The 26,063-nt window shown below is 67.5% G+C and carries 22 protein-coding genes; 9 read left to right on the top strand and 13 right to left on the bottom strand.

Annotated elements, in window-relative coordinates:
* Positions 1-16 precede the first annotated feature (16 nt).
* Positions 17-1,396 carry a dihydrolipoyl dehydrogenase family protein gene (locus NV2_RS03465; RefSeq protein ID WP_067868885.1) on the bottom strand — a complete coding sequence of 460 codons (1,380 nt, stop codon included), beginning with the start codon at positions 1,394-1,396 and terminating at the stop codon, positions 17-19.
* Between the two features lie 218 nt (positions 1,397-1,614).
* On the opposite strand from NV2_RS03465, the gene NV2_RS03460 reads away from it, so the two are divergent.
* The 3 genes from NV2_RS03460 to NV2_RS03450 are packed head-to-tail and all read left to right on the top strand — an operon-like array spanning position 1,615 to position 7,036.
* Positions 1,615-2,871: an amidohydrolase family protein gene (locus NV2_RS03460; protein ID WP_067868883.1), complete on the top strand. Its 1,257-nt coding sequence runs from the start codon at positions 1,615-1,617 to the stop codon at positions 2,869-2,871.
* Positions 2,868-6,350 carry an indolepyruvate ferredoxin oxidoreductase family protein gene (locus tag NV2_RS03455; RefSeq protein WP_067868881.1) on the top strand — a complete coding sequence of 1,161 codons (3,483 nt, stop codon included), beginning with the start codon at positions 2,868-2,870 and terminating at the stop codon, positions 6,348-6,350. Before NV2_RS03460 ends, NV2_RS03455 begins: the two co-directional genes overlap by 4 nt.
* Positions 6,347-7,036, top strand: coding sequence for a hypothetical protein (locus NV2_RS03450; RefSeq protein ID WP_067868880.1), 690 nt, complete (start codon positions 6,347-6,349; stop codon positions 7,034-7,036). The genes NV2_RS03455 and NV2_RS03450 overlap by 4 nt, the downstream gene beginning before the upstream one ends.
* A 12-nt stretch (positions 7,037-7,048) precedes the next feature.
* On the opposite strand, the gene NV2_RS03445 is transcribed toward NV2_RS03450, so the two are convergent.
* The 6 genes from NV2_RS03445 to NV2_RS03420 form a co-directional block, all read right to left on the bottom strand.
* Positions 7,049-7,399 (bottom strand): hypothetical protein, encoded by a 351-nt coding sequence (locus tag NV2_RS03445; protein ID WP_067868877.1) that lies wholly within the window; start codon positions 7,397-7,399, stop codon positions 7,049-7,051.
* A gap of 16 nt (positions 7,400-7,415) precedes the next feature.
* A complete protein-coding gene (locus NV2_RS03440; RefSeq protein WP_067869356.1) occupies positions 7,416-8,873 on the bottom strand; it encodes an aldehyde dehydrogenase in 1,458 nt (485 codons plus the stop codon).
* Positions 8,874-9,000: 127 nt separating this feature from the next.
* Complete coding sequence (locus NV2_RS03435) at positions 9,001-10,206, bottom strand: amidohydrolase family protein (RefSeq protein WP_067868874.1); 1,206 nt, start codon at positions 10,204-10,206, stop codon at positions 9,001-9,003.
* A 108-nt stretch (positions 10,207-10,314) separates the two neighbouring features.
* Positions 10,315-11,211: an SDR family NAD(P)-dependent oxidoreductase gene (locus tag NV2_RS03430; RefSeq protein ID WP_067868872.1), complete on the bottom strand. Its 897-nt coding sequence runs from the start codon at positions 11,209-11,211 to the stop codon at positions 10,315-10,317.
* Between the two features lie 26 nt (positions 11,212-11,237).
* Entirely contained in the window at positions 11,238-12,419 is a 1,182-nt protein-coding gene (locus tag NV2_RS03425; RefSeq protein ID WP_067868870.1) for a thiolase family protein, read from the bottom strand.
* On the bottom strand, positions 12,416-12,835 hold the full coding sequence (locus NV2_RS03420) for a Zn-ribbon domain-containing OB-fold protein (protein ID WP_067868868.1): 420 nt from the start codon (positions 12,833-12,835) through the stop codon (positions 12,416-12,418). Before NV2_RS03420 ends, NV2_RS03425 begins: the two co-directional genes overlap by 4 nt.
* A 117-nt stretch (positions 12,836-12,952) precedes the next feature.
* Between NV2_RS03420 and NV2_RS03415 the strand changes: the two genes are divergently transcribed.
* Together NV2_RS03415 and NV2_RS03410 are read left to right on the top strand one after the other, a co-directional pair.
* Complete coding sequence (locus NV2_RS03415) at positions 12,953-13,909, top strand: LLM class flavin-dependent oxidoreductase (protein ID WP_067868865.1); 957 nt, start codon at positions 12,953-12,955, stop codon at positions 13,907-13,909.
* A 49-nt stretch (positions 13,910-13,958) separates the two neighbouring features.
* The gene (locus NV2_RS03410; protein WP_067868861.1) at positions 13,959-16,229 is read left to right on the top strand and encodes a CaiB/BaiF CoA-transferase family protein; all 2,271 of its coding nucleotides are present in this window, start codon (positions 13,959-13,961) and stop codon (positions 16,227-16,229) included.
* Between the two features lie 22 nt (positions 16,230-16,251).
* On the opposite strand, the gene NV2_RS03405 is transcribed toward NV2_RS03410, so the two are convergent.
* Together NV2_RS03405 and NV2_RS03400 are read right to left on the bottom strand one after the other, a co-directional pair.
* On the bottom strand, positions 16,252-16,695 hold the full coding sequence (locus NV2_RS03405) for an HIT family protein (RefSeq protein ID WP_067868859.1): 444 nt from the start codon (positions 16,693-16,695) through the stop codon (positions 16,252-16,254).
* Positions 16,696-16,768: 73 nt separating this feature from the next.
* Positions 16,769-17,944, bottom strand: a complete 1,176-nt coding sequence (locus tag NV2_RS03400; protein ID WP_067868857.1) for an amidohydrolase family protein — start codon at positions 17,942-17,944, stop codon at positions 16,769-16,771.
* Positions 17,945-18,200: 256 nt separating this feature from the next.
* Between NV2_RS03400 and NV2_RS03395 the strand changes: the two genes are divergently transcribed.
* On the top strand, positions 18,201-19,277 hold the full coding sequence (locus tag NV2_RS03395; RefSeq protein ID WP_067868853.1) for a Zn-dependent alcohol dehydrogenase: 1,077 nt from the start codon (positions 18,201-18,203) through the stop codon (positions 19,275-19,277).
* 104 nt (positions 19,278-19,381) lie between these two features.
* On the top strand, positions 19,382-20,590 hold the full coding sequence (locus tag NV2_RS03390; protein WP_067868850.1) for an amidohydrolase family protein: 1,209 nt from the start codon (positions 19,382-19,384) through the stop codon (positions 20,588-20,590).
* A 57-nt stretch (positions 20,591-20,647) separates the two neighbouring features.
* Here the strand turns inward: NV2_RS03390 and NV2_RS03385 are convergent, their stop codons facing one another.
* Together NV2_RS03385 and NV2_RS03380 are read right to left on the bottom strand one after the other, a co-directional pair.
* Positions 20,648-20,836: a ferredoxin gene (locus NV2_RS03385; protein ID WP_067868846.1), complete on the bottom strand. Its 189-nt coding sequence runs from the start codon at positions 20,834-20,836 to the stop codon at positions 20,648-20,650.
* Between the two features lie 13 nt (positions 20,837-20,849).
* Positions 20,850-21,650, bottom strand: a complete 801-nt coding sequence (locus NV2_RS03380; RefSeq protein WP_210749619.1) for an SDR family NAD(P)-dependent oxidoreductase — start codon at positions 21,648-21,650, stop codon at positions 20,850-20,852.
* Positions 21,651-21,828: 178 nt separating this feature from the next.
* Here NV2_RS03380 and NV2_RS03375 point away from each other — a divergent pair, with 178 nt between their 5' ends.
* Positions 21,829-23,535 carry an N-acyl-D-amino-acid deacylase family protein gene (locus NV2_RS03375; protein ID WP_067868839.1) on the top strand — a complete coding sequence of 569 codons (1,707 nt, stop codon included), beginning with the start codon at positions 21,829-21,831 and terminating at the stop codon, positions 23,533-23,535.
* A 64-nt stretch (positions 23,536-23,599) separates the two neighbouring features.
* Complete coding sequence (locus NV2_RS03370; protein ID WP_067868836.1) at positions 23,600-24,778, top strand: thiolase family protein; 1,179 nt, start codon at positions 23,600-23,602, stop codon at positions 24,776-24,778.
* Positions 24,779-24,797: 19 nt separating this feature from the next.
* Here NV2_RS03370 and NV2_RS03365 read toward each other — a convergent pair whose 3' ends face one another.
* Positions 24,798-25,208 (bottom strand): nuclear transport factor 2 family protein, encoded by a 411-nt coding sequence (locus tag NV2_RS03365; protein ID WP_067868833.1) that lies wholly within the window; start codon positions 25,206-25,208, stop codon positions 24,798-24,800.
* Complete coding sequence (locus NV2_RS03360; RefSeq protein WP_157102715.1) at positions 25,192-25,887, bottom strand: TetR/AcrR family transcriptional regulator; 696 nt, start codon at positions 25,885-25,887, stop codon at positions 25,192-25,194. Before NV2_RS03360 ends, NV2_RS03365 begins: the two co-directional genes overlap by 17 nt.
* Positions 25,888-26,063: the final 176 nt, after the last annotated feature.

Raw genomic sequence — 26,063 nt, 5'->3', positions numbered from 1 at the left:
CCGTGAGATCCGCGGATCAGCCGAGGTCGGCCAGGGCGGTCTCGATAGCCCGATGGAAGGTGGGGTACGCGTAGATCATGTCGCGCAATGCGGTCACCGGCACCTGCGCGTGGACCGCGACGGTGAGTGCGCCCAGTACTTCACCGCCGGCCGGGCCCACCGAACTGGCACCGACGAGGATGCCGCGGTCCGCGTCGGCGACCAGCTTGATGAATCCGGCATTACCGGCACCGTGAATCCAGCCGCGTGGGGTGGAGGGAATGTCGGCGCGGCCGATCCACACGGTGATACCGGCCTCGCGGGCTTCTGCCTCGGTCATTCCCACCGAGCCGACCTCGGGTTCGGTGAAGGTGACGTTGGGGACCGCGTGATAACTCGCGGGCGAGCCAGGAGACCCGAGGATGTCCGCGGTGGCGATGCGGGCCTGATACATCGACATGTGGGTGTAGGCGCCGTGTCCGGTGACATCGCCGATCGCCCACACCCCTTCGGCGGCGCGCATCCGCTCGTCGACCTCGATCCCGCGGGCGCCCTCGTCCAGGCCGATCGTGCCGATGCCGAGCGCGCCGAGATCGGTGTGCCGGCCGGTGGCCACCAGCAGTCGCCGGGCCCGCACCGGATCGCCGCTGCTCAGCCGCAGGGTGAAATAGCTGCCGTCGTGGTCGATGCGGACGGTCTCGACTCCGGTGCGGACCGAGATCCCCTCCTCGGCGAACACCTGGGTCACGGTGTCGGCGGCCTCCGGTTCGGCGCGGGGCAGCAACCTGCTGCGCACGATCATCGTCACCTCGGCGCCGAACCGCGCGAAGATCTGTGCGAATTCCGTGCCCACCGGTCCGCCGCCCAGCACGATGATCGATTCGGGCACTTCGGTGGCGGTCACCGCGTCCCGGTTGGTCCAGTACGGCGTATCGGCCAGGCCCTCGATGGGCGGTACGGCCGGGGCGGTGCCGGGGTTGAGGACGATCGCGCGCTGCGCCCGGAACTCCCGTGGTCCGTCGGCGGTGTCGACGCGGACCGCGCCCGGGCCGGTGATGGTGCCCCAGCCGCGCACGAAGGTGCCGCCGGCGGACTCGAAGCGCTCCACGGCGGTGGTGTCGTCCCAGTTGTCGGTGGCTTCGTCGCGGATTCGCTGTGCTACCGGGGACCAATCCGGTTGTACCCGAGCGCTTCCCGCGAGAGTGCCGACCCGTCGCGCCTCGGCGAGAGTGGTGGCGGCCCGGACCATCATCTTGGTCGGGATACACGCGTAGTACGGGCATTCGCCGCCGACCAGTCGCCCCTCGACGCCGACGACCGCGAGCCCCGACCGGGCCAGTTCGGTGGCGACGGATTCGCCCCCGGGGCCCATTCCGATGACGACGGCGTCCACGGATTCGGGCGTTTCGGCGGGCATGCGACCACACTCCTTCGGTGATTCGTCGGCTGGGGACGGTCGGTCCGCAACCATGGTGACAGCTGGATGGGTGCAGGTGGGGGAACCGGGGTGTCCGATCGCGGCATTCCACTGCGAACCCACCCGACGGATGTGAGATTCTCGAATACAAGAATTTCCCTCTCGTGAGTGGTGTCGCGGTGATAAAGTGAGTACTCGCTCAGTACTGGAGGTCGCTGATGACGGAGCGAATGCTGCTGACCAACGGGCGGGTACTCACCTGCGACGGTGATCCGGCCGAACGGCCCCGGCCGGGTTCGGTATTGATCGAGGGTGATCGGATCGTCGAAGTCTCGATCGGCACCGAGATCCCGGTCGATCGGGCGAACGTGCGAGTGGTCGACCTGCGCGGCGCCACGGTGCTGCCCGGACTCGGCGACGCGCATACCCACATCAGCTGGCCGCTCGACTTCGTCTTCGATCATGCGGCCGTCGCCGCCACGGCGCCCGGGCCGCACCTGCTCGACGTCGCGGCGGTGGCGAAAACCTATCTGCAGAGCGGCTATACGCTGCTGATCGGCGCCGGAGTCACGCAGCCGGAGGACGACCTGCTCATCGACGATGCCGTGCAACGCGGACTGATTCCCGGCCCACGCCTCGTTCCCAGTGGCGCGATGATTGCCGAAGCGGGCGGTCTCGGCGGTGAAGAGGGCGGTCTGATGGAGGTGGTGAGCGGCGTCCGCGATATCCGTGAGGTCGTCGCGCGCCAGTGCGACAGCGGGGTGCGTTCACTCAAGTTGTTCATCTCCGGTGACGGCGTGATGCCGGAGTTTCCGTCCGACGACGTCTATATGAACGACGAGATGCTCTCGGCGGCAGTGGAAGTAGCCGATCGGTACGGCGCGTTCGTGACCGTGCACGCGCGCGGGGCCGAGAGTGTGGCGATGGCGGCACGCACCGGGGTGCGGATCATTCATCACGCCTGCTTCCTGGACGACAAGGCACTCGGCGCGCTCGAGGCGCGCCGCGACGATGTGTGGGTCTGCCCGGGGCTGCACTACCTGTACGCGGTGGTGTCCGGACATGCCGAGCGCTGGGGGATGACCGCGGATCGAGTCGACGCCTCGGGGTATCGCGACGAACTGCGGGCCCAGGTCGACGGCCTGCACAAGTTGAAGGCCGCCGGTATCTCGATTCTGTCCGGTGGTGATTTCGGGCATCAGTGGACCCGGCACGGCACCTACGCCGCGGAACTACAGCGATATGTGGAGCTGGTGGATATGTCGCCGATCGAGGCCATCCACACCGCCACCCGGAACATGGGGCCTGCGGCACGGTTGGACGTCGGCGAGATCCGGGCCGGAAAACTTGCCGACCTGATCGTCGTCGACGGTGACCCCACTGCGGATATTACTGTGCTACAGGATCATTCGCTGATGCGTGCGGTGATCAAAGGTGGTGGTTTCGCTTACGTCGATCCCGAGGTCTATCCGTGACGGCTGCGACACCGGTGCTGTCGGGGGTGCAGGCGCTGGTGCGGCTGCTGGCGGTGCGCGAGGAACTCGACGAACGCGACGGAAGAACCACCGCGACAATGGTTTCCGGCTATCCGGGCTCACCGCTGGGCGGTTTCGATCTGGAACTCGAACGCCCGGATCCGCAACGCCGTCGGGTCGTGCACCGCCCGGGCCTCAACGAGGAGCTGGCGGCGGCCACCGTGTGGGGGAGTCAGATGGGAGCCGCCCTGCCGTACCACGAGGTCGACGGAGTCGTAGGAGCCTGGTACGGCAAGGGGCCCGGGCTGGATCGGTCCGGGGACGTGCTCAAGCACGCCAATGCGATGGGGGCCGGGCCCGGCGGCGGTGCGGTCGCCTTCTGTGGCGACGACCCGGCGGCGAAATCGTCGACCCTGGCCTGTGACAGCCAGTACACCTTCGCCGACGCGGGGATGCCGGTGCTGTTCCCCGGTGATCAGCAGGACGTGCTCGATCTCGGTGTGCATGCCTTTCGGATGTCGCGGTATGCCGGATGCTGGGTGGGCCTCAAGGTCGTCACCGCCGTGGCCGACGGCATCGGCACCGTGGACCTCGAACTCGACCGGCACGACTACACCGACCCGGACCTGCGGATCGACGGGCAGCGCTGGGAACATCGACCGCAGGCCACGATCGGACCACACGCGGTACCCGGCCAGGAACAACTGATCAACGAGCATCGGCTGCGCGCCGCGCAGACCTACGCCCGGCGCAACGGGCTCGATCGCACAATCGGCCCCGCCACCGCAGAGCTGGGCATAGTCTGTTCCGGCGCAACCTATTTCGATGCCGTACAGGCCCTGTCCGAATGCGGCGTCGGCCTGGCGGATCTGGCCGCGGCCGGGGTGCGGATCCTGCGCCTCGGGATGACCTATCCACTGGTGGAACCCACCGCCGTCGAATTCGCCGAATCGGTCCGGCGAGTACTGGTGATCGAGGAGAAACGCCCCTTCGTCGAAACCCAGCTGCGTGCCGTGCTGCACGAGGCGGGCAGTCGGGTTCCGGTGCTGGGTAAGCGCGACGGGCAGCGGCAACCGCTGGTCGCCTCCTCCGGGGTACTGGAACCGAAGGCGATCGGCGAGATACTGGGCCGGGTGCTGGCGGACCTGCGTCCGGCCGTCACACCGCGGCGCGAGTTGCCACTTCTGGTCACCCCCGCGCGTGCGCCCGCCTATTGCAGTGGATGTCCCCACAACCGCTCCACCGTGGCGCCCGAGGACGCACTCGTCGGCGGTGGCGTCGGTTGTCACGGAATCATGTACTTCGAGGCCCGCAACAGCGACCTGAGAACACTGCCACCCACGCCGATGGGTGCCGAAGGAGTGCCGTGGATCGGCCTGTCGCCGTTCGTGAACGAACCCCACCTGATCCAGAACCTGGGCGACGGGACGCTCACCCACTCCGGCATTCTCGCCATCCGCGCCAGTGTGGCCGCCGGCACCGACATCACCTTCAAGATCCTCTACAACGCCGCGGTGGCGATGACCGGCGGCCAGGACGTCACCGGTGCCCAGGATGTTCCGGCGCTCACGCGGTCGCTGCAGGCCGAGGGGGTACGCGAGATCGTGGTCTGCGCCGAGGATCCCGGTCGCTACGGACGACGGGCCCGCTGGGCGGCGGGCGTCCGGGTGCTCGGGCGCGATGCGCTGGCGCAGGTGCAGCAGCGACTGCGGACCGTACCCGGTGTTTCGGTGATCATCTACGACCAGCAGTGCGCGGCCGAGGCAAGACGTCTACGCAAGCGGGGACTGCAACCCGAGCCGCCCCGCCGGGTGATCATCAACGAGGCCGTCTGTGAGGGCTGCGGCGATTGCGGTACGAAGAGCAACTGCCTGTCGGTGCTCCCGGTGCAGACCGAATTCGGGACCAAGCGCCGCATCCACGATTCCTCCTGCAATCGCGACTACACCTGTCTGGAAGGTGACTGTCCGTCCTTCGTGACGATTACGCCGAAAGCCGGTGGGCGCCCGCGAGGCCGAGGCGCGCGAGTGCGGCCCGAACTGCCGTCGGGGGTCCTGCCGGAGCCGCCGGCACCACCGGTCCACGATCGGTACAGCATCTATTTCACCGGAATCGGCGGCACCGGAATCGTCACCGCCAACCGCATTCTCGTGCGTGCCGCGGAGGCGGCCGGCTGGATGGTCGGCGGTATGGACCAGACCGGCCTGTCGCAGAAGGCCGGGGCAGTGGTCTCACATCTGCATCTCGCAACCGACCGGGCGAGCCTGCGCGCGGCCGCGGTGAGCAGCGGCGGGGCCGACCTGTACCTGTCCGGTGACATCCTGCAGGCCGCGGGTGCCGAACAACTGTCGAAAGCACAGGCGGGCCGGGCGCTCGCGGTGGTCGACCGCACTCTCACACCCACGGCTGCCATGCTGCAGAGTCACACCGAAGCACCCGCCGTCGCGGACCTGGAAGCCGCGATCGCCGCTCACATCGGTTCCGAGCGGACCCGAGTGGTCGACGCACGCGTGGTGGCGGACAGGGTCTTCGGCGACCACCTCCCCGCCAATGTGGTGCTGTTGGGCGCCGCATTCCAACTCGGTGGGCTGCCGGTGTCGGCGGCCGACATCGAACGGGCGCTGGCCGGGCGCGGCCGGGCGGCAGCCGACAACCGGCTCGCCTTCGAATGGGGTCGTCGGCTCGCGCACGATCCGGAGGCGGTCGCCCAGGCATTGCAGGGCCCGGCCACGGCCCCGACTGCCGGCGGGTACGAACCCAGTGCGGCCGCCACCGCGGCCGCCGCACCCCTGCTCGCCGGCCGCGCCCTGCCCGACGAGCTGTACGAGGTGCTGCTTCGGCGGGCCGCGCAGGTCGTCGACTATCAGCACCGCGCCCTGGCCGGCCGCTACCTCGATCTGGTGGAACACACTGCGGCGCAGGACGGGCCCGATCGCGAATGGGCATTGACCCGCGCCGTGGCCGATACCTGGTTCGCGCTGCTCACCTACAAGGACGAATACGAGGTCGCACGCCTACAACTGGCCACCGATTACGACGCGGTCGCCACCGAACTCGGCATAGCCGGCGGCTATGCGCTGACCTATCACCTGCATCCGCCGTTCCTGCGTCGCCTGGGGATGCGGCGAAAGCTCCCCGCGGGCACCCTGTACGCCCTCGGATTCCGGGTGCTGCGGCGCATGAAGCGGCTGCGCGGCACCCCGTTCGATCCGTTCGGCCTGGACCGCGATCGGCGTACCGAACGGGCGGTGATCGCCGAATACGCGCAGCTGGTCGCCGAACTCACCGATCTGGGAGCGCCGGCGAACTACGACGACCGGGTACGGATGGCACGATCGGCGGCCGAGATCAAGGGATACGGACCGATCAAGGAACGTGCCGTCGCCCGGTGGCGGGAGAAAGTGGCGGAATGGCGTCGCGAATCCGGCCCGCGGAGTACGGTGACCGATACCGCCGAGGTGTCGGAGGTGACCTCGTGATCAAACGGCTTCGTTTCGCAACCCGCAACCCCGACCTGCCGTCCGGCGACTTCGCCCGGCAGTGGCCGCTGCTGTGCGCTGCCGCGGCCGATGCCCCCGGGGGAATGCGGCCGGTGCGGGTGGCGGTGTGTACCGTGCTGCCCGATCTGACCGGCCCCGGCGCCGAACACGACGGGGTGGTGGCCGAATGGTTCCGTGATATGCGTCATCTGCGCCGCCACGACCGTTGGCGGTCCGCACACGACGACGACGCCACGACCGAGGCCGTACTGGCCGGTGCGGTGGAAGTCGTTGCCCGCGAACACGTCATGCGCGGTGACGACTGGCTCGAGCACCGCTGGTTCGACGGCGGCGACCGGCTCAAACATATGGCCGTCGCGGTGCGCGCACCGGAATTGAGCCCCGCCGAATTCGCCGAACGATGGAAAACACATGCCGGCACGGTCGGGGCGTCCGGTGCCGCGGTCGAGATACCGGATGCGGCCCGGGGCCGGGCCTACATCCAGAACCATCCACTCGCCGCGGCCACCACGGTCTACGACGCGGTGAACGAGGTGTACTTCGACGACGTCGTCGGCCTGCGCACGCGAATCGACTGGTTCCGCACCAACTTTCGCGCCGAGCCCGGCGATCTGTTCGCCCGCTCCTGGTTCCTCGCCGCCCGGGAAGTAGTACTCACCGGGTAATCGGCGCCGCCGTCAGCGGCACAGCAGGACCAGTCGGCGCGCGATATGTACCGGTGTGCCCGCAAGCACCATCGGCAGGGCCGACGCGCTGAGAATTGCAGGCCCGATCGTGCCGTCCACGATCGGATGGGCCTGGGCGCCGTACTGGTCCAGGGTGAACGCCAGCGCCGTGATGGGTTCGTCGAGCGCGTCCGCGGGGTCCGGTTCCGGAAAACACCATTTCCAGCGGCCCTCGGTCGTCGCGAAACAGATCTCGATATAGTCCGCCCGCGCCGGACAGCGGCCGCTCGACTCGACCGTGGCACGGACGAACAACTCCTCGTCGAACGCCGTGCCGGATACCCGTGTTCCGGTGCGTGTCATCGCAACCACACCCCTTCTACTGCTTCCCGTCCGCCGAGGTGGCGGGCAGGCCGATACTTCTCGGTTCGAGAAAACTGTGCAGGCCCTCGGGGCCCAGCTCGCGGCCCAGACCGGACTCCTTGAAGCCACCGAAAGGGACGTGCGGAAACGGGGGATAGGTGCCGTTGACCGCGATACTCCCCGTGCGCAGTCGCCGGGCGATGGACAACGCGCGCCGTGCCGACCCCGACCACACCCCGCCGGACAGGCCGTAGGGCGAATCGTTGGCGATCCGGACGGCCTCGTCGTCACCGTCATAGGGGATCAGGCACAGGACTGGGCCGAAGATCTCCTCGCGCGCGACCCGCATCGAATTGTCGACCTCCGCCAGAATCGTCGGTTCGACATACCAGCCTCGTGGCAGTGCCGCCGGCCGTCCCCCTCCGGTGACGACGCGCGCACCCGCCTCGCGGGCCAGCGCGATGTACTGCTCGACACGGGTGCGCTGCCGCTGCGCGACCAGCGGGCCCACCACAGTGTCCGGGTCATGCGGATCGCCGACCGGCACCGCGGCCGCCGCCGCGGCCGCAGTATCCACCGCCTCGGCATACCGTGACCGCGGAATCAGCACGCGGGTGTGCGCACCGCACACCTGACCCGACATATGCATGGCGCCCTTGACGATCGCCGGCAGCATGCTCGCGATATCGGCATCGTCGGCGACCACCGATGCGGATTTGCCGCCCAGCTCCAGCGACACCCGCTTCACCTGGTCGCCGCAGACGCTCATGATGCGCTTGCCGGCCGCGCTCGACCCGGTGAAGGCCACCTTGTCGATGCCGGGATGGCCGACCAGATACTCGCCGACCTCCCGATCCCCGGGCACGACGTTGATCGCACCGGCCGGAATACCGGCCTCGGACAGCGCCTCCGCCAAGACGAAATTGCTCAGCGGTGCTTCCGGTGGTGGCTTGAGCACCACCGTGCAACCGGAGGCCAGCGCCGGCGCCGTCTTCCACGCCGCCAGGGTGACCGGGGCATTCCACGGCACGATCACCGCGACCACACCGACCGGCTCCCGGGTGACCAGGCCACGTCGCGTCCCCGCGGTCACCGTGCGCTCGAACGCGAAATCGCGGATCATCTCCGCGTAGTAGTCGAACAGCGCGGCCACCATTCCGGTCTGCGCCTGCCGGGACTGACTGACCGGGCAGCCGATTTCGTCGACCGTCACCGACGCGATATCGGCTTCGCGTGTGCGCAACACTTCGGCGGCACGGGACAGTGCATCGGCCCGCTCACCGACCGTCATCCGCGGCCACGGACCGGTGTCGAAGGCCGCGCGGGCGGCCGCGACCGCCCGATCGATATCGGCCGTCGTAGCCACCGGAACCGCACCGACGGGCTCCTCGGTGGACGGCGAGATCACCGCCAGCCGCTCCGCGCCCGACGGCGACGCCCACACCCCGTCGACGAAGAACTCCCGCCGGAACATCAACTCACCCACGCCGCCTCCTGTGTTAGTGCGGGACACCCGCGCCCGGTCGGCAGCGTGGGTGGGCTGCGCATTGTCACCCACGCCGCCTCCTGTGTCAGTGCGGGACACCCGCGCCCGGTCTCGATCAGTTCCGCTCGGGCGGGTCCAGGTTGTAGAGCTTCGTTGCGGTATGTTGCAGGACCTTGGCGACGGTCTCTTCCGGAATTCCATTCAGTGAGCGGTCGATGATGTCGCGTGGACTGGGTGATTCCGAAGCCGGGCCCGGTGACAGGCTGGTGGCGTGTGGGAAGTCGGTCTCGAACATCAGGTTGTCGGCCAATTCGCCGATCACCGGGCGTAGCGACCGGTTCTCGAACCAGTACATGCCGTAGACCTGCCGCCGCATATATTCACTCGGCAGCAGCCGGTCCGGATATTCGTGGTGTGCACCGACATTGAGCCACTGCCAGTCCATACTCTCGCCCAGGAACGGCAGCCAGCCGGCGCCGTTCTCCACCGAAACGAAATTCAGCTTCGGATACCGGTGACAGACACCACTGACCACGACCTCGGCGATGTTCTGCGCATTGCCGAGCAGGACCAGCGCGCTCTCCTTGGTGAAGTCGAGTTTCTGCGACTGGTCGACCGCCCCCTTGAGCTGGTCGGGGGAGTTGAGGAAGCCGACGTGGAAGTTCATCGACAGTCTCATGTCCTGGGCCTGGCCCAGCAGCGGCTCCCAGTAGTCGTCGACCAGGCGGGGCAGGCCGACCTTGTCGTAGCGGGCGGCGAAAAGGACGCCCTTGTGCCCCATCTCGTAGGCCCGCTTCATTTCGACGACCGACTCGTCGATATCCCAGAACGGGAGCATCATCATCGGCACCAGCCGCCGCGAATCGGCCGAACACCATTCCACCAGCCAGTCGTTGTAGGCGCGCACACATTCGGTGGCCAGTTCGTGCGGCATCTGGTTGAGGAAGACGTGGCTGTGGAATCCGAGAATGTTCGGATACATCACCTGGTAGTAGATCCCGACCTCGTCCAGATAGGCCAGCCGGGCCTTGGAATCCAGCGCCGCGGTGAAGGCCTCCGACAGCTTCTTCGGATGCGACGGCGGGAATTCCGGCCATTTGGCCTGCGCGAAGGCGCCCACCCCGTAGAGCTTCTTATCGCCTATGTACCAGTAATCCTCTTGCCGCCGTTCGTGGAAGCGCACATGTGGAACCAGGTCCCCCCACTTACGCTGCGAGATCCGCGAGGTCCACAGATCAGCCGGTTCGATGATGTGGGAGTCGACATCGGCGACCGCATATCGCTCGCACAGGGCGGCTCCGGCGCCATCGGGGTCAGCCATCCCGAACTCCTTCTGTACCAGGAAGATTATTCAACTATGAGAGTGCTTACTTACTTACTCTAGTTACCGCTCGCTCGATGTACAACACCCGCGGCGAGACCGGTGCGCTCAGTGGCTCGATTCCGGTGCCGGTGGCTCGAAGACGGCGGAACCGGCGGCCGGCTCGGGCGCCGGTTCGGGTACTGCGCGCAGATGCGGCGCCATCAGCAGCGGCGTCACGCTGAGCACACCGGATTCCACCGGCAAGGTGACCCCGGTGATCCAGCGCGCCTCGTCGCTCGCCAGAAATGTGGCCGCCCACGCCACGTCCCAGCCGTCGCCGGGGGAGCCGAGCAGTCCTGCCTCCGAGCGCATCGTGTTCATGAACTCGGCGCGCGGCCCCGGTGCCGACACCGACAGCACCATCGGTGTCGTGATGTGCCCGGGCGCGATGGCATTGACCCGAATGCCCTGCCGGCCATGTGAATACGCCATATCCACGGTCATGGCGAGCAAGCCGCCCTTGGCCGCGGAGTAGGCGACGGTGCCGTCCCCGCGCAGCGCGGAGATCGAGGAGATGTTCACGATCGATCCGCCGCCCGCCTCGATCATTGCGGGGACGGCGTATTTGGAGGCGAGGAATGCGGTGCGCAGGTTGATGTCCAGCGACCGGTCCCAGTCCTCCTCGGAGACGTCGACCACCGTGCCGACCGCTGCCAGCCCGATGTTGTTGACCAGAATGTGCAATTCACCGAAGGTGTCGACCGCGGTCCGCACCATCTGCTCGCTTGCTCGAGCGTCGGTCAGGTCGGCAGCGAATACTGCCGCTTTCCCGCCCTCGTCCTCGATGAGGCGCAACGTCTGCTCCGCACGTTCGGCGTACCGGTCCACCAGCAGCACGCTGGCGCCCTCTCGCGCCAGAGCTACCGCGGTGGCTTTACCGGTGCCGATTCCGGGGCCGGGCGTGGAACCCGCCCCCGTCACGATGGCCACCTTGTTCTCGACCCTGCCCGCGCGCTCCACCATGATCTTCTCTCCTTCGCTCGATCCGCTTACCAGCGCGTGAGAAGCGCTGCGCCGGCTTCGATTCCGCCGACATTGGTCACCGCGGCCACCTCGGCGCCGGTCACCTGCCGACCGTCGGCTTCACCGCGCAGCTGGCGTACCGCTTCGGCGGTATGGCCGAATCCGGCATGCAGTCGCCCGCCTGACAGCTGTCCACCCCACGTGTTCAGCGGTAGCTCACCGCCGGGTGCAATCCGGGTGCCGCCCTCGACGAAGGCTCCGGCTTCGCCGGTCGTGCAGAAACCCATCGCTTCGAGCCACCACACTGCTTCGATGCTGAAACCGTCGTAGAGCTGGGCGAGGTCCACCTCGGACGGTCGCAATCCGGTGCGCGCCCACAGTGCGTCCGCGGTGGCGTATCCGACGCGGGTCATGTCCTCCCACTGGTCCCAGCCGGGCCGGTGGTCGACCACGCCGGCCATCGCCTCGATCCGTACCGGTGCCCGCAGATCGGCGGCGGTATCGGCGGCGGAGACCACGATCGCGGTAGCGCCGTCGGCGGGAACATCACAGTCGAACAGGCACAGCGGTGTGGAGATCATCCGCGCACCGAGATAGTCCTCGACAGTGAGCGGTGCTCGATAGACAGCGTCGGGATTACGTGCGGCCCAGGCGCGCTGGGTGACCGGAATCCACGCCAGCTGTTCCCGGGTGAGGCCGTACTCGTGCATGTAGCGGGTCGCGAACGGGGCGATCTGGCAGACCGGGGACAGCATCCCGATCGGCAGCAGCCAGGCCTGCGGGCCTTCGGCGACCGGTTTGGTGGAACCGTAGGCCGGGCGGCCACCGGCAGTACGGGCCGCGCTGCCCTCCTTCACGGTTCGCCAGATCACCACGTGACGCGCTTGCCCGGTGGCCACGGCCTGGGCCGGGCCGTAGAACGGCAGCGCCATACCCTCCACCAGACCCTGCCGCCAGCTGGTCTCGATCCGCAGCGCGTCCTGGATCTCGTAGAGATTGGCGCCTGCGTAACCGGGCAGATTGGCGGCGCCGCCGCCGGGGAACATGGCCAGGCCGTCGATATCGCCGACGGTCAGCCCGGCGTCGGCGACGGCCGCGAGAATGGCGTCGAGGGTCAGTGCCATCGCCGAGCGGTCGAGCCGGCGGGCGATCGCGGACTGGCCGATACCGGATATGACTGCGCGCTGCTCGAACCGATTCGCACTCATACCGCCCGCGCTTCCGCTACGAAGCTCGGCACCGCGATATCGCCTGGTCCCGGCTCGAAGCCGACCCGCACCCGCATGCCGATCGCGACCTGCTCCGGAGCGCAGCCGCGCAACCGCCCGGGAATGCGGACGCCGGGGTGAGCGGGGAATTCGACCAGCACGATCGCATAGGGCACCGGCAGGTCCGGCAGCCACCGTTGATGGTTCACCGTGAAGCTGTAAACCGTTCCCGGGCCGTCGATTTCCGTGAAGGTGGTGTCACGGCCGCGGCAGTTGCGGCAGATGCCGCGTGGCGGGAAAGAATCGGCTCTACAGGCGGGGCAGTGCTCGACCAGTAACCGGCCCGCGGCGGCACCCTCCCAGAACGGTGCGGTCTCCTCGGTGATCATCGGTGGGATACCTGGTATCTCGCTCATCCGGCCTCCCGCGGCGAGTTGTTCCTGCCTACAACCACTATCATGATAAGTGAGCATTTGCTATCTTCGTGTGGTCGGTGCCGATTCGGGCCCGACGCACTCGGCCGAAGGAGTCGGATGTCTGCCGACCGCATCGTCTTCGGGGCAGCCGCAATGCCGGAACCGGATCGGGACTGGCTGGCCGCTGCCGAACGTCTGCCCCTCACCTCCATCTGGCAGGGCGGCCATGTGCTGCCGCCGAGTGCCACCGGGGAGGCGATCACCCGCCTGTCGCTGATGGTCGCATGGACCGAGCGCGTCCGGGTCGGAACCGCGACACTGCTACTGCCGCTCTATCACCCCGTGCTGGTAGCCAAACAGCTCGCCGATCTGGACTCCAGGTCCGGTGGGCGAGTCTCGGTAGGGCTCGGTGTCGGGGGCGAGTTCCGCCACGAATTCGAGGCTCTCGGAGTGCCGCTGTCCGAACGTGGTCCGCGCACCGACGAGGCGATGGATATCCTGCGCACGCTGTGGCGCAACGAACCTGTCGATCACGCGGGCGCCCACTTCAGGTTCCAGGACCTGCATCTTCGGCCGGTGCAAGCGCCCGGCGCGCCCGCCGCCATGCAACCCGGAGGCCCGCCACTGATCGTCTCCGGTCGCAAGGGCCCGGCCGTGCGCCGTGCCGCGCGCCGCGGTGACGGGTGGATGCCCTATCTGATGTCACCGAATGCCTACGCCCGCTCCGTCGCGGCGATTCGAGCAGAAGCCGATGCCGTCGGCCGCGACCTGCGTGGCTTCGAATGGACGATGTATCTGTACTGCTCGATCCGCCGCGACGGTGACCAGGCCCGCGACGAGGTGGCCCGGTTCCTCGGCGGAGCCTACGGCGACAAACCCGGCGACATGCTGAACCGCATCGCACCCGCCGGCACACCCGACGAAGTCACGGTGCGGTTGCAGCACTACGTCGATGCCGGGGTCCGGCATTTCATCATCGCTCCGGCCACTCGGAGCGACACGCTCGAGGTCGTCCGGCTGGCCACCGAAGAAGTGCTGCCCCGCCTGGAACTACCTGCCGAGGTCGGGCGGTGAACATCGGAAACCGTGGCACCGGAACACAGGACGGCGGAGGAGTGCGGTCATGGAAAGCGAACGTCCCTGTGCGGGACTGACGGTCGTCGAGGTCGCTGTCGGGGTCAGCGATCTCGGCCTCGGCTCGGCGGGCGGGCTGCCCGGCATGCTGCTGGCCGAACTGGGTGCGCGAGTGGTGCGGGTGACCGGCGACGCGCTGCCGTTGGATGCCGAGGTCTCGTGGGGGAGGGTGTGGCATCGCGACAAGCAGATCATCACCACCGATGATCCCGACCGGATTTCGGAGCTGCTGCGCGCGGCCGATATCGCGCTGGTCTACGGGCCGGAGGATCTGATCGAAGCCAGGGGCCTGGGCTTTCTCGACCGGTCGGCCGACAATCCGGCGCTGGTCTACGTGCGCTGCCGGCCCAGCCGCACCGAAGCCGGAACGGTGGAGGATTTCGGGTTGCTGGTGGAGGCGCGCGCGGGCTTCTGCACGCAATTGCCCGGCCACCGGCCCGGACCCATTTTCACCGATGTGCGAGCCTCCGGAACGGGTGCCTCGTTTCTGATGCTCACCTCGGTTTTCGCACTGCTGCGCCGGCGCGTCCGCACGGGAGCCGGCGGATGGTGTGAAACCTCGCTCTACGACGGCATGCTCGCCACCCTCGGATGCATGATCGGCCGCTCCGAACGGGCCGCGCCGGAGGTCGAATCCTATTGGGAACACGGATCGACCTTCCCCAACTTTCTCTACCGCTGCGCCGACGGCGAACTGCTGCAGGTGTGGTTCGGCGGTAAGGGGATGTACCGGTCGGTGCTCGAGGTACTCGGCGACGAACCCAGCCCCGACGGCTACTACACCGATCAGACCAGCGGGAAACTCCAGGCGCGGGCGCAGCGCTGGACCACGTTCTTCGCCACCCGGCCGCGGGCGGAATGGATCGAACGGCTGCGTGCGGCGGGAGTGGCATGTGAACCCGTACTCGGCCCCGGTGAGGTGCTGCTGGACCCGCACACCCTCGAGACCGGTCTGGCGACGATCCGTTCCGACCGGGGTGGACAGGACCTGATGATCGGTTCGCCGTTCGAGATCCGGCCGCTGCTCGACGTCCCCGAGGAGACGGCGCCACCTCCGGCCCGGGGCGCCGCGGGACTGTTCGCGGGCCTTCGCGTGGTGGACTTCTCCGCCTTCGTCGCCGGCCCGCTGGCCGCCGAGGTGCTGGCCGACCTGGGCGCCGACGTGGTGAAGGTCGAGCCGCCCGGCGGTGAGGCGATGCGCGCGGCCGCCTATGCCGTCGCCGCGTGCCAGCGCGGCAAGCGCAGCATCGCCATGGATATCAACGCGCCCGAGGCACGCCCGGTGGTCGAGGAACTGATCGCCGGGGCGGACGTGGTGCTGCACAACTTCCGCGTCGGTGTCGCCGAACGTCTCGGCATCGACGCGCAGACCGTCGCCCGACTGAATCCCGGGGCCGTGTACTGCCACGCCAGCGCATTCGGCGCCGCCGGCCCGCGCGCCGCCTTCCCGGGCAACGATGCGCTGATGCAGGCGCTGACCGGCTTCGAGCGTGCCATCGGGGGTGCAGACAACACACCGGTGGCGGCGACCTGGATTCCGATCGATATGGCCGGCGGCTGGCTGGCAGCGGCCGGTATCGCCCTGGGCCTGTACGCCCGGGCCACCCAGCGCCGCGGACAACAGGTGGTGACCAGCCTGCTCGGCGCCGGAATGCTCATGCACTGCGGTGTGTACCTGCGCGACGGCGAACTCGTCGCGGGCCCGTCCCTCGATCGGGAACAGACCGGATACGGCCCCGGCTACCGCATCTACCGCGGTTTCGACGACGAATGGCTGGCACTGGTCGTGCCCGACCGCGAATCCTGGGGCAGGCTGGGCGAACTCGTCGGTAGCGAATCACTCGGCGACTACACGCCGCTGCGCGGTGGATCGACCGACGCGGCTGCCCGCGCCGCCGAAACCACCCTCGCGCACGCCTTCGCCACCGCCCCCGCCGCACAGTGGGTGCACCTGCTGCGTGAACACCACATCTGCGCCGAACTGATCGACCCGATGGACCGGAACCGCTTCCGCCACACCATCCTCGACGACCCGGTCAACCGTCAACTGGGCCGCGTAGTCGGCTTCCGCACCACCGACTGGGGCTACTTCGAACAGATCGGCCCCCTGCTCCGCACCGGCCCCGACGTCACCGGCGGCCCCCGTCCGATGATCCCCGGTGTCGGCGAACACACCACCGAAGTACTGCGCGAACTGGGATTCGGCGACGAAAAGGTCGACGAACTGCTGACCACCAAGGTGGCGCGTCAGCTGGAGTAGCGGAATCCGATCGGACGGTGCCTCAGTGCTTTCCCGGCTCGGTGAGGGCGCCGGCGAGTCGCTCTCCGAGGGTGCTGAGGGTGTGCGCATCTGCTGCCACACCGGGTTGCCACGGCAGCACCAGGCGGTCCTTGGCACGGTCGGTGTAGCGCGGAATGACGTGCAGGTGAAAGTGATACACCGTCTGCCAGGCGGCCGCACCGCAGCAGTTGAGGATGTTCACACCGTCGGCACCGAACACCTCGACGGCAGTCTTCGCGATGCGCTGCGCGGACCGGGTGACGGCGCTGAGGTCTTCCGGGGCAATCTCGAACAGATCCTTGCTGTGCCGCTTGGGGATTACCAGCAGGTGCCCGTCCGTCGCCGGGTGGATGTCCATGAACGCGTACGTCGTCTCGTCCTCGTCCACCCGAACACCGGGAGCATCACCGGCCATGATCGCGCAGAACACACACTCGTCGCTCATGCGCCGAGCGTAATACCCGAACGAGGGGAGTGCCCTTCACCCTCGGCTGCGGGCCGGCGCCGGTTCGGCGCCGTCAGCTCAAACCGAGTAGCGCCGCCGTATTTCCACGCAGCACCTGGTGGCGCACCGTCGGATCGCAGGTTTGCAGGCGGGGCAGGTAATCGCGGGGGTCGCGCAGGCCCTCCGGGTGCGGGTAGTCCGAGCCGAACAGGACATGGTCGGCGCCGAGGGCATCGATCAGGTCGTGGACGTCGTCCTCGGGGAACGGGCACACCCACAGGTGTTCGGCGAGGGCCTCGCTGGGGCGGGGCGGGAGTGGGCCACCGATCATGGGGCCACGTCGTCCCAGGGCCGCGGCCTTGTCGATCGTCTTGAACAGCGGGCGAAGCCAACTCGATCCGTTCTCGATGGAGACGATCTTCACCTTGGGATGGCGGCCGAACAGATTGTGCAGCGTGAGTGCGATCAACGTGTCGACCACCGGGCGCTCGGTATTGCACAGCGCCCACTGCAGCGGGGACTGCATATGGGACGGATTCTCCGGATTCTCCGACCAGTGGGTACCGTAGAAATGCTGGTAACCGCTGTTGGATACGTGCAATACCACCGGAATTCCGGCCTCGGCCACGGTATCCCAGAACGGATCGAAGACCGGGTCGGCGGGGGAGCGGCCGCCGATCGGTCCCGGGCACAGATGCACCATGCGGGCGCCGGCCTCGATCACGCGATGCACTTCGGTGACGGCACGGTCGATATCGAGCAGCGACAGCATCGGCACCCCGAACAGCCTGCCGTCGGCGCCGTAGCCCCAATCGTCTTCCAGCCAGCGGTTGAACGCGCGCAGACTCGCATAGGTGAGGTCGACATCGTCGCGCAGGTCGTATTCCACGGCGACGCCCACGGTGGGCAGCATGAGGGTGGCGTCGACACCTTGTTCGTCGAGGACGGCCAGGCGTGCCTTGCGGTCGGCGAATTCCGGATGGTCCTTCGTCGTCACCACCTCACGATGGGTGAAGCCGTCGGCGACCCCGCCTACGAACAGACCCTGGAGCGCGCCGGGCGCCGAGGCGTAGTCACCGGGCATCACGCTCATGAAGGTGCGCTGTCCCCGCAGGAAGATGCGGCCCAGGCCGTCGTCACCGCGTTTCACGCCGATGGTGCGGTCGGCGAACTTCGACTCGATATGGCGCGAGAAGCAGTCGTCGGGTTCGTAGTAGTGCCCGTCGGCATCGATCAACCCGTATTCCATCGCTGCGCTACCTCCGGATACACCCGTAGACAGGGGAAGTGAGCTCTGAGTAAGTGAGCGCACAGTTACTAACTTGGCATCGCGGGTAGCGGATGTCAAGGTCGCAACGGGTTCGGCATCGAATTGCGGGCGGACCGCCGAATCGACGCCGGGACCGGAATCGGACTCCTAACATGAGTAAGTACTCGCTCGATACCCAGCGACGGCGCGGCGGTTCGTTCCGTGGCGTATCGCAGTCAACCCGTAGAGGTATGCTATGAAGGTCGTTGTCGCCTACGAAGCCGGTCGGCCCCTCGACATCGAAGATCTGCCCATGCCGGAGCCCGGTCCGCACGATGTGGTGGTGCGGTTGTCCGCCAGTGGCATCTGCCATACCGATCTGAATGTCATCGAGGGGCGCTCACCGCTGCCCCTGCCGATCGTGCCGGGACACGAGGGATGCGGGATCGTCGAGGAGGTCGGCTCCGAGGTGCGACGAACGCGGGTCGGGGATCGGGTGCTGGCCTCGGTCACCCCCGCCTGCGGACGCTGCTGGTCGTGCGTCAACGGCATGTCGAACCATTGTGAACTCAATGCCGAGGTGAAGGGCCGGCAACGGTTCCGGTTGGCCGACGGGCGTCGCGCGGCCGCGGTCTGTGGCTGTGGAACCTTCGCCGAGGCCATGGTGGTGCACGAGGCTTCGGTGGTTCCGGTGCACACCGACCTGGCCGACGAGCAGCTGGCCCTGCTCGGCTGCGGTGTGACCACCGGATTGGGTGCGGCGCTCAATACCGCGGGGGTGACACCGGGGTCTTCGGTGGCGGTCATCGGCTGCGGCGGTGTGGGGCAATCGGTGATCCAAGGCGCGCATATCGCCGGTGCGGCGACTGTGATCGCGGTCGACCCGATGGCCGGGCGCCGGGACGCGAGTCTGCGGGTGGGTGCCACCCACACCGTCGATCCGCAGGCGGGAGATGCCGTCGCTCAGGTGCGTGAGCTGACGGGGGGCCGCGGCGCCGACTACACCTTCGAGGTGGTCGGGCGCCCCGAGTTGGTCACTCAGGCCATCGATATGGCGCGGGTGGAGGGAGTGGTCACGCTGGTCGGCATGCCCGCAACGACCGACGTACTGACCCTGCCGGCGATCTCGACGGTCTTCTCCGGCAAGCGGATTGCCGGATCGGTCGTCGGCGGTGCACAGATCCTGCGCGACTTCCCGCGCTTCATCAGGCTGGCGGAGTCGGGGCGCCTGGATCTGGATTCGATGATCACTCATCGTATTTCGCTCGACGAGATCAACAAGGGAGTGGAGCTGCTCACCCGTTCCGAAGGGGTACGCACCGTCATCGTCTGAGCGGTGCGGCAGCGCAACGAATCGTCGTAAGCTCTGGCGCCGCCCTTCATCTGCGGCTACCTTGTATGTAAGTATTCGCTTTGTTACCGGAGTTGGGAGATCCCATGTCGTTCAGCTGGTTCATATCGGTTGATGACCATCTCATCGAGCCGGCGCGGCTGTGGCAGGAGCGGTTGCCGGAGAAATGGCGTCGGACCGGCCCCCGGATCGTCCGAGAGGACAAGTCCGAGTTCTGGGTCTACGAGGACCGCCAGATCGTCACCACCGGCCTCAACGCGGTCGCGGGCAAGAAACGTGAAGAATTCTCCCCGGAGCCGATCACCTACGAGGAGATGCGCCAGGGCTGCTACGACCCGGCCGCGCGGGTGGCCGACATGAATCAGGGGCATGTGCTGTCGTCGATGCTGTTCCCCTCGCTGCCGCGCTACTGCGGTCAGATCTTCCACGAGGCCAAGGACAAGGAACTCGCACTGCTCTGCGTGCGGGCCTGGAACGATTTCATCCTCGAGGAGTTCGCTCAGGCCTACCCGGGGCGGTTCATCCCGATGATGATCATCCCGCTGTGGGATCCGGTCGCCGCCGCCGCCGAGATCGAGCGCACCGCCGCACTGGGTGCGAAATCCATTGCCTTCTCCGAGAACCCCACCAAACTGGGGTTGCCCTCGATCCACACCGACTTCTGGGATCCGGTCCTGCAGGCCTGCAACGACACCGGCTCCACGATCTCGATGCATGTCGGTTCGTCGTCCAATATGATCCGAACCTCCGAGGATATGCCGACGCTCGCGTTCATGGCGTACTCCGCGGCCGCGAATCAGGCAGGCACCCTGCTGGATTGGTTGTTCAGCGGCAACTTCGTGAAGTATCCGAACCTGAAGATCGCACTCTCGGAGGGCTCGATCGGCTGGATCCCGTACTTCCTCGAACGCGCCGAGCAGGTGGTCGACAAGCAGCGCTTCTGGGCCTCTCGCTTCGACATCAGCATGAACGCCACCCACGAGCGCGGCGAGCAGAAGGGAAAGGCCACCTTCGACCTCGACACCGATATCCGCCGCCTGTTCCGCGACCACGTCTACGGCACCTTCATCGAGGATCAGGCCGGCATCCGCCTACTGGACATCATCGGCGAGGACAACGTGATGCTGGAATGCGACTACCCGCATTCGGATTCGACCTGGCCGGACACCGTGCAGATGGCGGGCAAGTGGCTCGGCCATCTGCCCCAGGACGTGCAGGACAAGATCACCGTCGGCAATGCCTCCCGGGTGTACAACTTCACCCCGGCCGACCCGGCGACGATCCCGGAATCCTGAACCGTTCGAGCCCGCGTCCACGGCGATCGTCGTGGACGCGGGCTGTCGGTCGCTCGGTCAGTGGAGGGTGATGGCGCGTTCCGGGCAGTTGTCGGCCGCCTCCTGTACCCGTTCGCCGAGTTCGGCGGGCACCTCGTCGACCAGCGTGCGCCCGCTGCCCTCGTCGTCGAGTTCGAACACTTCGGGGCAGATCTCCCAGCACCGGGCGTGCCCCTGACAGAGATCGTGGTCGATGGATACGTGCATGAGATCCTCCGTGTCAGTAGGTGGCCGACAAGGCCCAGGGGCCTTCGGGGAACGGACGGCCCAATAGTTCCATGCTGTAGGCGATACGCCCGGTGTCTTCGGTCGAATTACACAGCAGTACAGCGGCTTCGGCCATGGCGTCGTCGGGCTCGACCGGGGTGTCGTCGGGGGTGTGGGGCGATACGACGGCGACCCCCGGCGTCATGACCAGCCCGGAGGTGCCCAGACTGCTGATGTGCACACCGGTCCCGTGTACCTCCGCGGCCAATCCGGTGGTCAGCCGGTCGAGTGCCGATTTGCACATGCCGTAGGGCACGCAACCGTCGGCGGCCCACTCCGGGTACGGCGGGCCCAGCGGATGCCGGGCCTGTTTGGAGGTGATGTTGAGGATCCAGCCGCGACCGCGCTCGAGCATGCCGGGAACGGCCAACTGGCACAGCCGGAACGGGGTGTGGACCATCATCTGGAACATCAGGCCGTAACGGCTGGGGCGAATGTCGAGCGCCGGGCCGTAGAAGTTCACGCCCGCGTTGTTGACCAGGGTATCTACCGGGCCCAGGGCTTCCTCGGCGCGCGTGAGGATCGTCTCCACCTCGTCGGGAACGGTCAGGTCGGCCCGGATCGCGGCGGCGCGGCCCCCGCGATCCCGGATCGCCGACACCACCTCCTCGATGGAACCGGGGAGTGCGGCGCTGCCGGCCTGGGCGGTGCGGGCCACTACGGCCACCGCCGCGCCTTCGGCGGCGAAGCGTTCGGCGATGCGCTGCCCGATTCCCCGGCTCGCGCCGGTCACGATTGCGGTTCGGCCGTCCATCGATCCCACGTCGACTCCTGCGATGTGCGCTGCGGGTCAGGGCCCGAGCGGTGCGATTAGCAAGTAAGTACCTACTTTCTCACGCTAGGCCCTGATATGCGAGCGCTTCACGGGTTATGTTGAGTGAGTACTCCCTTGTTTATGCTCGGGTATCCCACGCCGGGAAGGATGGAAAACCATGCATGACATCGTGATTCGCGGTGGGGACGTGGTCGACGGGACCGGGGCACCGCCCCGGCGGGCCGATGTGGCGATCGACGGGGACCGCATCACCGAGATCGGGCCGAAGCAAGCCGCCGGGCGTCGCGAGATCGACGCGTCGGGTCGGCTGGTCACTCCCGGATTCATCGATGTGCACACCCATCTGGATGCCCAGCTGTTCTGGGATCCGCCGGCGACCCCCTCCTGCTACCACGGGGTCACCAGCGTGGTGATGGGCAATTGCGGCGTCACTTTCGCCCCCGTTCGTCCAGGTCAGGAGGGATACCTGGCCGCGATGATGGAGTCGGTGGAAGATATTCCCGCCGATACGATCATGGCCGGTGTGGACTGGGGCTGGCAGACCTACGGGGATTATCTGAAGAGCCTGGGCACCCGCGCACTCGGAGTCAATGTGGGCGGGCTCGTCGGTCATGCCGCGCTGCGCTACTACGTCATGGGAGAGCGCAGCCTCGACGAGGCACCGGCCACCGATGCCGATCGCGCCGAGATGGCCGCGCTGGTGGGGGAGGCCATCGATGCCGGAGCGCTGGGCTTCTCCACCTCCCGGACCTATATGCACACCGTCACCGACGGCCGGCCGATACCGGGCACCTTCGCCGACACCGCGGAGCTCTCGGCGATCGCCGATGTACTGGCCGAACGTGGCCGCGGCACCTTCCAGGTGGTCCCGCGCCTGGGCGAACGGGACGGCGCCGACCGTGCCAATTCGCGCGCGGAAATGGCTTGGATGGAGCAGGTGGCGCTGACATCGCGGCGTCCGCTGACCTTCTCGATCATGCAGAGCGACCGGCGCCCGGGGCTGTGGGCGTGGGTGATGGAGCAGACCGCCGGCGCGCGGACGCGCGGCGCCGATCTGCGACCGATGACCTCCGTGCGCGGGAGCGCCATCGTCTACGGCATTGCGAGCCGTACCCCCTACGACGCACTTCCGGCCTGGTCGCAGGTGATGGCGGAGCCGCCTGCGGCACGACTCGAACTGCTGGCCCGCAGCGAGATTCGGGACCGGCTGGTGGCCGCAGCCGAGCAGCCGTCGCAGGCGTCCGGTCCGCTCGCACCGAAGGATCCGGCGAAAATGTATCTACTGCCACCGGGTTCGGCCGCCTACGACGTGGGCCCCGACAACAGCCTCGCCGCCGAGGCGCAGCGCCGCGGATGCAGCGCCGCCGCCGCATTCATCGACTACCTCCTGGAAACGGACGGATCGGGCCTGCTCTACTACCCGGTGCTCAACCAGGATCTGGATGCGGTGGCGCGAATGATCACCAATCCCGATGTGGTGCTGGGTGTTGCGGATGCGGGCGCGCACGTCGCGCTCACCATGGACGCCGGGAACTCGACCTACTTCCTGCGGCACTGGGTGCGTGATCGGGCATTGCTGGGGATCGGGGCGGCGATCCGGCGGCTGACGGTGGACGCCGCCAACCTGTTCGGCATCGCCGATCGCGGGGTGCTGGCACCCGGCGCCCATGCCGATGTGAACGTCATCGATCTGGAGAACCTGGACCTGTTCGCTCCGCGGATGGCAACCGACTTCCCGCTCGGGGCGCAGCGATTCGTGCAGCGCGCGCGGGGGTACGACTACACGCTCGTCAACGGCCGGGTGCTGGTGGATCACGACGAGCTGACCGGAGAGGTTCCGGGGCGTCTGGTGACCGCCCGCTGACCCCCGCGGTCGAGGCGGCACTGTCGGAAAATTTCTACTCGAATACGGGAATGGGGTGGCTCCGATGAGCCATGAGGCCGTGATCATTTCGGGCGCGCGCACTGCGATCGGGACGGCATACAAGGGTTCGCTCACCGAAACCGATGCCTTCACGCTGGGTACGGCAGCAGTCGGTGCGGCGGTACGCCGCGCGGGTGTGGAACCCGAGCTGATCGACGATGTGGTGCTCGGCGAATCGCTGTACGGCGGTGGCGCGATCGGGCGGTACGTCGCGATCGAGGCGGGCCTGGTGAACGCGCCGGGTATCGCACACAACCGGCACTGTGCGTCCGGATTGTCGACGTTGCAGAGCGCCGCCGCCTCGGTGATCGCCGGGATGGACCGGGTCGTGGTGGCCGGAGGCGTGCAGTCGAGTTCGACTGCACCGACGGTGAATCGACGCATTCCCGGTAGCCAGGAGGTGGAGGAGGACTGGCTCGCCCCGAGCCACCGTGAGACGGCCGATGCACCGGTGCGGGATATGTCGATCACCGTCGGCTGGAATGCGGCGGTCAAGGCCGGAATCACGCGAGAGCAGATGGACGAGTGGGCGTTTCGGTCCCATCAACGTGCCGTCGCGGCGATCGATGCCGGGAGTTTCACCGACGAGATCGTGCCCATCGAGGTGACCAGGGGCGATGGCGTGAGCGTGACCTTCGCCGTCGACGAACATCCCCGCCGCACCTCCTCCTTGGAGAAGATGGCCGCGTTGAAGCCGTTGCATCCGGAGATCGACGGTTTCTCCATCACGGCCGGGAACTCCGCCGGCATCAACGATGCGGCCGGTGCCCTCGTCGTCGCCGATCGGGCGCTGGCCCGGGCGCGTGGCATCGATCCGCTGGCCGTGGTTCGGGCGTGGGCGTCGGTGGGGGTGCCTGCGGCCGAGACCGGGTTGGCGCCGGCACCCGCCATCGAGAAGGTGCTCGCTCGTGCCGGGTTGTCGGTGTCGGATGTAGCGCTGTGGGAGATCAACGAGGCCTTCGCCTCGGTGGCGGTGGCCGCGACCCGGACACTGGGCCTGGACGAGGCGAAGGTCAATATTCTCGGAAGTGGTTGCAGCCTGGGCCATCCGGTGGCGATGACCGGTACTCGCATGGTGCTGAGCCTGGTCCACGAGTTGCGCCGGCGCGGTGGGGGAATCGGCGTGGCCGCGATGTGCGCCGGCGGCGGTATGGGCACCGCGGTGGTCCTCGAGGTGCCGTGACGGCGTGTCCGCGGAGCGGCTACCGATCCAGGGTTTCCAGCAGGGCGTGAGTGTCCTGCTGGAATACCCGGATCTCGCGGACCATGCCGTCGGCGAACGAGAACAACTCGACCACGTCGACGGTCGCTGCGCGGTGGGTGTCCTTGGCGGTCCAGGTCTGCGTCGTCACCTGCACGACGGCCTCGTCGGAACCGAAGATGCGCGGATTGTCGATGCGGCGCTCCCAGTACTTTCCGAACGACTCGCCCATGGCGGCCACCCCGGCGTGGCCGTGGTACTCACCGCCGTGCGGTAGTGATCGTGGCTGTTCGATCCGGATCTCCGGATGGAACAGGGTCAACGCGCCCGCCCCGTCTCCCGCGGCGAAACGGCGGGCGAGTTCGGTCACGACGGACAGACCGCCGCGCGGGGAATCACCGTGTGCGCTCATCGGACTCGACTCCTTCGATCACCGGGAAGAACCCCTTGACGGTGCCCTCGCTGATCAGGGTGATGGCGCGGTCGCGCTCGGCCTTCTTGGCTGTGCCGTGCCGGGTCTCCAGGGCCTGCATCAGTGCCATGCCCATCACGGCGCGGGCGGAGATGTCGGTGGATTCGAAGTGGAATCCGTACCGGTCCTCGACCGCACGCCATGCCTCGGCGAGCCGGTCCATCGCCACCGCGAAGTTCTCCCGGTAGAACCGGCGCGCCACCTGTGGGTCACCGAACAGCACCAGGCCCAGCAGTGGCAGCACCTCCTCCAGTGTCGAAATCAGCTGGCGGTACAGGCCTTCGAGGGTTTCGAGCTGTCGCTGCGGGGTGAGGGGCTCGTCCCGGTCGACGACGGCGGTGGCAGCTACCAGGTCGTCGACGGCGGTCTTCAGCGGTTCCACCACCGCCTCGAAGAACAGCTGATCCTTACTGTCGAAGTGGCGGTAGATGATTCCTTCGCTGATACCGCTGTGCTCGGCGATCATCTTGACGGTGGTGCCGTTCATATCGCCGGTCTCGCTGAATGCCCGGCGTGCTGCGGACAGGATCGAGCTCTTGCGCGCTTCGGCGGTGAGCCGACGGCGCACGGGCGGTGCGCCGGGCGGGGGAGTGGGCCGGCTCGTCGTGGTTCGGGCCACGGGTCCTCCTCGTGTGCGGGCTTACACCGGTGCCGATCGGCGGGTGGTGAGTGGGTACACACTTTATCGTAATGCCCGGTCGAAAGCATTCAGGTATCGACATGGTGATCACGGGTTTTTCCAGGTGGGGCCGGGTTGTGTCGTTTCCTTGCGGAGTAAGTAATTACCCTCTAAGC

The sequence above is a fragment of the Nocardia vermiculata NBRC 100427 genome, assembly GCF_001613265.1.
Lineage (GTDB): Bacteria > Actinomycetota > Actinomycetes > Mycobacteriales > Mycobacteriaceae > Nocardia > Nocardia vermiculata.
Note: the sequence above shows the minus strand (reverse complement) of the source record. Positions and strands in the feature narration are given on the sequence as shown.

Bases quoted from the DNA above. Each gene is read 5' to 3' on its own strand.
- NV2_RS03465 (WP_067868885.1), bottom strand. From the start codon at position 1,396: ATGCCCGCCGAAACGCCCGAATCCGTGGACGCCGTCGTCATCGGAATG.
- NV2_RS03460 (WP_067868883.1), top strand. From the start codon at position 1,615: ATGACGGAGCGAATGCTGCTGACCAACGGGCGGGTACTCACCTGCGAC.
- NV2_RS03445 (WP_067868877.1), bottom strand. From the start codon at position 7,399: ATGACACGCACCGGAACACGGGTATCCGGCACGGCGTTCGACGAGGAG.
- NV2_RS03440 (WP_067869356.1), bottom strand. From the start codon at position 8,873: ATGTTCCGGCGGGAGTTCTTCGTCGACGGGGTGTGGGCGTCGCCGTCG.
- NV2_RS03435 (WP_067868874.1), bottom strand. From the start codon at position 10,206: ATGGCTGACCCCGATGGCGCCGGAGCCGCCCTGTGCGAGCGATATGCG.
- NV2_RS03430 (WP_067868872.1), bottom strand. From the start codon at position 11,211: ATGGTGGAGCGCGCGGGCAGGGTCGAGAACAAGGTGGCCATCGTGACG.
- NV2_RS03425 (WP_067868870.1), bottom strand. From the start codon at position 12,419: ATGAGTGCGAATCGGTTCGAGCAGCGCGCAGTCATATCCGGTATCGGC.
- NV2_RS03420 (WP_067868868.1), bottom strand. From the start codon at position 12,835: ATGAGCGAGATACCAGGTATCCCACCGATGATCACCGAGGAGACCGCA.
- NV2_RS03415 (WP_067868865.1), top strand. From the start codon at position 12,953: ATGTCTGCCGACCGCATCGTCTTCGGGGCAGCCGCAATGCCGGAACCG.
- NV2_RS03410 (WP_067868861.1), top strand. From the start codon at position 13,959: ATGGAAAGCGAACGTCCCTGTGCGGGACTGACGGTCGTCGAGGTCGCT.
- NV2_RS03405 (WP_067868859.1), bottom strand. From the start codon at position 16,695: ATGAGCGACGAGTGTGTGTTCTGCGCGATCATGGCCGGTGATGCTCCC.
- NV2_RS03400 (WP_067868857.1), bottom strand. From the start codon at position 17,944: ATGGAATACGGGTTGATCGATGCCGACGGGCACTACTACGAACCCGAC.
- NV2_RS03395 (WP_067868853.1), top strand. From the start codon at position 18,201: ATGAAGGTCGTTGTCGCCTACGAAGCCGGTCGGCCCCTCGACATCGAA.
- NV2_RS03390 (WP_067868850.1), top strand. From the start codon at position 19,382: ATGTCGTTCAGCTGGTTCATATCGGTTGATGACCATCTCATCGAGCCG.
- NV2_RS03385 (WP_067868846.1), bottom strand. From the start codon at position 20,836: ATGCACGTATCCATCGACCACGATCTCTGTCAGGGGCACGCCCGGTGC.
- NV2_RS03380 (WP_210749619.1), bottom strand. From the start codon at position 21,650: ATGGACGGCCGAACCGCAATCGTGACCGGCGCGAGCCGGGGAATCGGG.
- NV2_RS03375 (WP_067868839.1), top strand. From the start codon at position 21,829: ATGCATGACATCGTGATTCGCGGTGGGGACGTGGTCGACGGGACCGGG.
- NV2_RS03370 (WP_067868836.1), top strand. From the start codon at position 23,600: ATGAGCCATGAGGCCGTGATCATTTCGGGCGCGCGCACTGCGATCGGG.
- NV2_RS03365 (WP_067868833.1), bottom strand. From the start codon at position 25,208: ATGAGCGCACACGGTGATTCCCCGCGCGGCGGTCTGTCCGTCGTGACC.